Source organism: Microcoleus sp. Pol11C2, assembly GCF_036701505.1.
GTDB lineage: Bacteria > Cyanobacteriota > Cyanobacteriia > Cyanobacteriales > Microcoleaceae > Microcoleus.
In genome coordinates, this window is record NZ_JAUBQX010000108.1 from 1 (window position 1) to 3,715 (window position 3,715).

The 3,715-nt window shown below is 48.9% G+C and carries 3 protein-coding genes, 1 pseudogene and 1 riboswitch; of the genes and pseudogenes, 1 reads left to right on the plus strand and 3 read right to left on the minus strand.

Annotated elements, in window-relative coordinates:
• Nucleotides 1-230 precede the first annotated feature (230 nt).
• The 3 genes from QUA42_RS27420 to cobG all read right to left on the minus strand — a co-directional run bounded on the left by QUA42_RS27420 (nucleotide 231) and on the right by cobG (nucleotide 3,239).
• Complete coding sequence (locus QUA42_RS27420) at nucleotides 231-941, minus strand: precorrin-2 C(20)-methyltransferase (RefSeq protein ID WP_333065092.1); 711 nt, start codon at nucleotides 939-941, stop codon at nucleotides 231-233.
• Complete coding sequence (locus QUA42_RS27425) at nucleotides 938-1,567, minus strand: precorrin-8X methylmutase (protein WP_333141816.1); 630 nt, start codon at nucleotides 1,565-1,567, stop codon at nucleotides 938-940. Before QUA42_RS27425 ends, QUA42_RS27420 begins: the two co-directional genes overlap by 4 nt.
• Nucleotides 1,568-1,721: 154 nt before the next feature.
• A complete protein-coding gene (gene cobG / locus QUA42_RS27430; RefSeq protein WP_333141818.1) occupies nucleotides 1,722-3,239 on the minus strand; it encodes a precorrin-3B synthase in 1,518 nt (505 codons plus the stop codon).
• A gap of 8 nt (nucleotides 3,240-3,247) precedes the next feature.
• Nucleotides 3,248-3,327: riboswitch (adenosylcobalamin-variant (AdoCbl-variant) riboswitch) on the minus strand.
• Between the two features lie 209 nt (nucleotides 3,328-3,536).
• Between cobG and QUA42_RS27435 the strand changes: the two are divergent.
• Nucleotides 3,537-3,715 (plus strand): annotated as a pseudogene (locus QUA42_RS27435) (photosystem II q(b) protein); the annotation flags it as partial.

Consider the following 3,715-nt stretch of genomic DNA (forward strand, 5'->3'; position numbering starts at 1 on the left):
ATTTGTTTATGATTGCTTTATTTGGTTTTCAATGTTCGTGACGGCTTTGTGTTCCGCCATGTAAATAAACATAAAGCCTATTCTAAGGTTTGTAAAGTATTTTAACAACAGATTAACTAATGAATATTATAAGTTTAACTTATCAAACTTAATAAAACTGGATAAACAGGTAAGAATGCACAAAAAAGTATGTAAAGCCTGGAAGCGCGTCGCCTTCAGGCATGGAAATATTAAGATACAGACTTTTGCTGGCTAGGTATCATAATGAGAGCCCAATAGGGAACTTCAGCGGGATCGACATCTGCGATCGCCCGAATTCGCTGATTCGGCATAGTTGCGCGTTCTATATAAAGTGCTCGATCGAACTGTCCCAACTCAATCAGCACGTCCCGGACTTTCGCAAAATGCCGGCCCAGCTTAATAATCACAGCAGCATCAACAACCGCCAGCCGATCGCGCAAAACCTCAGCATCCAGTGTCGCAGGCATAATACTTAACACATCGTTACGATAAGTCAGCGGCACTCCCAACGCAGCCGCACTCGCCATTGTCGAAGAAATTCCCGGCACAACTTCAGTGGTAAATGTCCCCGACAAACGGTTGAATAGATACATAAACGAACCGTAGAGAAAAGGTTCGCCCTCACATAACACCGCCACATCCCGCCCCTCACTCAGATGTGCGGCAATTTTCTCGGCAGCAATATCATAATAAGGTTGAGACGATCGCGTCGGACTAAAAGGCAGCGGCATCGGAATCTCAATTTGCTCCGGGCGCAGATAATCTGCGACGATCGCCCGCGCCAGCACCTTACCATTTTCCATCGCCGGATAGGCAATCACCGGCACCGATTGCAAAATCCGATAAGCTTTCAAAGTAATCAACTCTGGATCGCCAGGGCCAATACCCAAACCGTACAATTTACCACTAGCCTTAGTCATAATTCATCCTTTTTCGCTAACGCATTCACGGCCGCCGTTGCCATTGCACTGCCACCGCGTCGCCCGTGCAACGTAATAAATGGCACTCCCCGACTGTTGGCGGCCAGTTCGGCTTTGGATTCGGCGGCCCCGACAAATCCTACCGGGAAACCCAAAATTAAAGCCGGTTTGGGTGCTCCGGCATCCAGCATTTCCAGTAGTCGGAACAAAGCAGTCGGGGCATTGCCAATTGCCACAACCGCACCCTGCAAGTTGTCCAGCCATAAATCAAGCGCCGCCGCCGATCGAGTATTTCCTATTTGCCGCGCCAACTCTGGGATTTCGGAATGCCAGAGGGTGCAAATCACCGGATTGTCAGCGGGAAGGCGTTTGCGAGTGATGCCTTCGGCCACCATCCGGGCATCGCACAGAATCGGCGCACCTGCGACGAGGGCTTGGCGTCCGCAGGTGGCTGCACCGGGGGAAGCTGCTAAATCTGCAACAATATCGGTCATGCCGCAACTGTGAATTAGTCGCACGGCTACCGATTCTAAATCGGGCGACAAGCTTGACAAATCTGCTTCGGCTCGAATTGTGGCGAAGGATTTAATGTAGATTTCTGTTCCGTCTCGAATGTAGTCAATCATTGTTTAAAACTGCTATGGGAATTTTGTGGGATTTGTGAAATAGATTTTTTGAATGAACCACGAAGGCGTGAACGACGCGAAGGAAGAAATCTCAAGAGAGATAGAAAGAGAAATGGTTAAAATTTGTCTTTTTTTATGGGATATTTTTTCACTTTCAATTCCAATTTTCGGTGCTCAACAACTCCTGCAATTGGTCGATCGCCTGCCGATCGACAAACTCACCCAATGACTCCACAGGCTCCCGAAACCGCTGATACACCCGCAACATTCGCTCGATCGCACCGGGCATCTCGGCCACACTCACCGCCTGAAAAATTTGTCGTCCGAAGGGCAAATCTTTTCTACCCGCATAAATGTCGTAACCTTCGATCGTCTCGTGTCCCCGCTCAATCTGAATTCCCACCAGCGTGATATCAATGGGCTGGTGCTGGGCGCAGGACTTTTGGCAACCGCTCAAATGAATGTTAATCGGCAGGTCGATCGTCAATTTTTTCCCTAACTCCCTCACCATTGCTAGGGCGTGACTTTGAGTATCTGTCGCCGCCGACGCACAGCCGCTGCTGCCGGCACAAGCCACCAAGCACGAATCTAGGCGAGTCGCCGACGAGTGCAATCCCAAATCGGCGACTTGCTGTTTTACCTCAAAAATCTGGGAGTTGGGGATATCAGAAATTAGCAGATTTTGCCAAGGTGTAAGTCTCAGGGTACCGCTGGCTACCTTTTGGGCTAAATTCGCCAAATTCCGCAGTTGCTTTGATTCTAGCCTACCGAGAGGCAGTGCAATTCCCATGTAAGAGAAACCGGACTGTCGTTGAGGATGAATGCCGAGATGTCGGTGATGGGAGAGGGATTTTTCAGATGGGGCATCTTGGCTGTTTTTGGGAAAGGTGCAAGATGGGAATTGCCATAAAAATGGTAAATTCTGCTGTACCCTTTCTAGATAACTTTCAGGGCCCCAATCTGCCAGCAGGTGACGCAAACGCGGTTTTTTGCCATCAATTCGAGGTCTATTTTTGGTGTATTCAAGATAGGTGCTAGCGAGGGCGGCTAATACTGAAATACATTGCGATTCTTGGATTAAAATTCCTGTATCGCCGTTTAAATGCAGCCGAAAAACGATTTCTGATTGGGTTGAACGACCGCATGCAGCTAATAAAATATCGTTGCGTAAAGCCTGGATCGAAACCGATTCCCCGCCGTCCAAGCCAATACTGAACTTAGGCGAAAGTTCCGACAACTCGGAATGTGTTTGCAGGTAATCATCCCAAGCTTTGACTAGCGGGCGAGTATCCAGTAACTGCTGGCGATCGATCCCGGCTGTCGGACTTGCCATAATATTGCGAATCGGGTCAACTTCAACGCGGCGAGACGCTATCCCCAATTCCTGCAAGCGGTTCCAGACCTCCGGGGCAATTTCCGAGTTCACTTCTCTGATTTGCAAATTTGCCCGATTTGTCACTTGCAAACAGCCGGTACTGTATTGATCGGCCAAATCAGCGATCGTCCGACACTGCTGCGCCTTTAAAAGTCCCCCCGGAATCCGCATTCTCGATAAAACTCCGTCTCGGGCTTGGGAACCGTAAAATAAACCCGGACAAGTCGGCAAATCAGTCAAAGCTAACAAATAATCTCCTCCCCGTGCTACGCAGGGAATCCAAAAGTAAACGCCCACAAAGCGCCCCCGAAATCGGCATTCTGACTTTTACAGTTGCGGCACAGCGCCGGAATTGCACCGGACTTTCCCGCTTTCAGGTTTTAGAAAGGTATCACGACCTGACCGACAGAAAGCAAAACCCTCAACTTTCTTAACAAAACCCCGGGCGATCGCCCATCTCTCTCCTTTCATCAGCTTTCCTAATCGCAGTCATCAGTTAAACTGTCGCTCAACCCCTTTACAAACCTTAACGACACCGTTAATAATATAAACATCATCCGAACATTGACAACCAAATACAGCAATCATAAACAAATGACAACAACCTTACAGCAGCGCGAAAGCGCCAACGTGTGGGAACGCTTTTGTGAGTGGGTCACAAGCACCGACAACCGCATTTATGTAGGTTGGTTCGGAGTCTTGATGATTCCTACCTTGCTCAGCGCCACCATCTGCTACATCATCGCCTTCATCGCTGCTCCTCCAGTGGACAT

What these genes read in the sequence shown, in the direction of transcription:
- QUA42_RS27420 (WP_333065092.1), bottom strand. Translation starts at nt 941, where the DNA reads ATGACTAAGGCTAGTGGTAAATTGTACGGTTTGGGTATTGGCCCTGGC.
- QUA42_RS27425 (WP_333141816.1), bottom strand. Translation starts at nt 1,567, where the DNA reads ATGATTGACTACATTCGAGACGGAACAGAAATCTACATTAAATCCTTC.